This is a genomic window from Tenacibaculum amylolyticum (assembly GCF_964511145.1).
Lineage (GTDB): Bacteria > Bacteroidota > Bacteroidia > Flavobacteriales > Flavobacteriaceae > Polaribacter > Polaribacter amylolyticum.
In genome coordinates, this window is the sequence record NZ_CAZEFZ010000041.1 from 1 (window position 1) to 2,578 (window position 2,578).

The 2,578-nt window shown below is 38.7% G+C and carries 1 protein-coding gene; it reads right to left on the reverse strand.

Translation table 11 applies throughout. The annotated features are described in order from the left end of the window. Positions 1-155: 155 nt before the first annotated feature. Entirely contained in the window at positions 156-1,151 is a 996-nt protein-coding gene (locus tag ACKTTC_RS12575) for an IS110 family RNA-guided transposase (protein ID WP_408040188.1), read from the reverse strand. Positions 1,152-2,578 lie beyond the last annotated feature (1,427 nt).

Genomic DNA, 2,578 nt, shown 5'->3' on the forward strand with positions numbered 1-2,578 from the left:
GCAATGCGTAGCTTGCCAGTGTGTCCGTGTCAAGTTCGGCGCTCGCTGGACGGCGAGGCCTTTTATGATTACTCCCTTTGGTCGTAAGGGGAAAAGATTTCCATGATAAAACCAAGCAAAAAATGAAAAAAATAAAATTGAACAAAATATTAAAGTTAAGCCACCCTTTTCCGATATGGTTTTTGCCTTTTGACCACGGCACAGACCCTCAGAACGAGTTTGTTCCTAACGTTGTTAAGCACGAGCATTTTGTTCTTTCCTTCATTAGCCTTCCTTTCATAGTAAAGTTTAAGCTCTGGGTCATGGCGAACTGCGGAGAGGGCACACATATGCAGGTGTTTTTTCATCGTTTTGTTTGCAATATGGTGCACCCTGGATCTTTTCTGTACGGAAGAACCAGAAGTATGCTCAAAAGGCACTACACCACAATAACAGGCCAATTGTTTGGCTTCTTTATAACGTGTAAAGAAATTGGTAAATATTATAAAATATAGAGCGGTCATGACACCAATTCCCGTAACAGAGGTCACAAGCCCAACAGTTTTATTGAGTTTCTCATCAGAAAGGATAAGCGCATGCAGTTCAGACTCTATACGCTTTATTTCATTATCAAGGCACTTGCTGGTCTTCTTGACCTGTTTTAGTGCAAGTTTGCCAAGCTCAGGATCAAAAAGCTTGACCTCATTGGGATGCTTGTTCAAATCAGCTTTAAAGTTTACCAACTGCTCTCTGGTCTTGATAAGTATCTTAACCTGTTTGAGGACATCAGGAAGCGGTCTGTACAGTTCCATTTCCTTAGAGTGCTTGAGTGCGTATTGTGCCAAACGAATAGCATCAAGCTTGTCTGTCTTGCCCCGTTGTATGCCGAGACTGCGAACGATCCTCAAGGACATTTCCACACAGAAGTTCGCTTTTACCTCGACCAGTTTGGTAATTAACAGGTTACCATATACGCCTGTATGTTCCATACAGATAAGAGTGTTGTTTAAGGAGATATGCTGGTTTTTCAATAGCCTCAAAAACGCCTTGACACCTTTTTGGGTATTGTCGAACACAAATGATTTTGTATTCCCGTCATTTAAGATAGCTACATCAAAAGTCTGTTTGGACACATCAATACCAACAAAATACAGAAAGTCTAATTTTTCCATGATAAAAAATTTAAAAGAATGAAACAAAACAAATCAGATACAACCAAGCATCTGAGGTGCCATCTAATCCCTTTTACTAGGTCCATAAACCTGAATTTCCATTTGATGCCAATTCAGAAGATAACCGATAAAGGATTGAATCGAGATTCCTAAGTCCGGAACTTTGAGAAGCAACTAATGCGCCTTTATCGGTTTGGTTGCTATTCATAATCATTGAAGGAATAATATAGGATAAAAAACATCCATTCTTCTATAGGAATAACAATATATAGACCTTTAAACTTAAAGGTTAGATTTTATAAGATATGAACGCAAATACAATCAATAATCTGAATTACCATCGAAACCCTAATATTAGGTCTGTAAGCCTGAATTTCCATTTGATGCAGTTCAGAGATAACCGGTAAAGGATTTTAAAAGCTTAAGTCTTGGAACTTTGTCAGCACCTAATTCCCCTCTACCGGTTGGTTGCTATTTACAATTACGGAGGCTTATCCCGAACTAAAGACTACTATTCATTAAAATGAGTAATAATCTTACGGGATAACTCTATGTAAATGACAAGTGCGAATCTAAGGGTAAAGCAAGAGGGTACCGTGCTAACGCAGCGATACATTGGCTCAATCCCTTTAAACATAAGGGTTTACAGAAATCTTTAAAAACCACTTTTTACTAAAATTTGCAGCAAAACCTCTGGGAAGCCCCATAAACAGGCATTTTTTTGCAGCAAAAATTACTAAAAACCACTCAAACGGGACGTTCAATCGCCACTTGGGCTAGCATTTTTAAAGCTGATGAACCCCACGCCAGATCCTAACAGTTCATCACCTTTAAAAACGTTGCCAACGCTCAAAAGACCCACCCAAACAATTACTTCAAGATGTGTGCGTGTGGCCACAGATGACAAAAAACATCCTATAGCAAGAGGATAACACGCAGTTGGGATATAAAAACAGATAACACATTGTTTATTAGTTGGTTACAATTAATAAGGAATGCCACCATATAGTATCTGTACTGGATAGCCCTCGAAAACCCCTGTAAACACAGGAATCCCATCCAGTATGGACATGGAAAACGTATAGCAAGAGGGTAACACGCAGCAGCCGTGTTGTATTGCTCCAATCCCTTTGATAACAGGGCTTTTAGGGAATCTTGCTTAAACGGTTCTTATGCGCTTTTACTGTAAAAACGCTGCCAGCTCAATAAAACCAATGAATTTTTACAGTAAAAATACCTTGGACGGCCAAAAAAGCAAGATGTGTTTTTGTATGACAAATAACCTCAAAAAGAAAAGGATAAATAAATACCAATCCGTATATTTAGTGGCACGTTCTTTAACATAAAAAGCGGTAGTTTTTTAAGGGTAAACGCGAGTGAAAATATGGTCGAAACTCAATTTTTTGCATAAGGTATGACACTAATGG

What these genes read in the sequence shown, in the direction of transcription:
- ACKTTC_RS12575 (WP_408040188.1), bottom strand. Translation starts at nt 1,151, where the DNA reads ATGGAAAAATTAGACTTTCTGTATTTTGTTGGTATTGATGTGTCCAAA.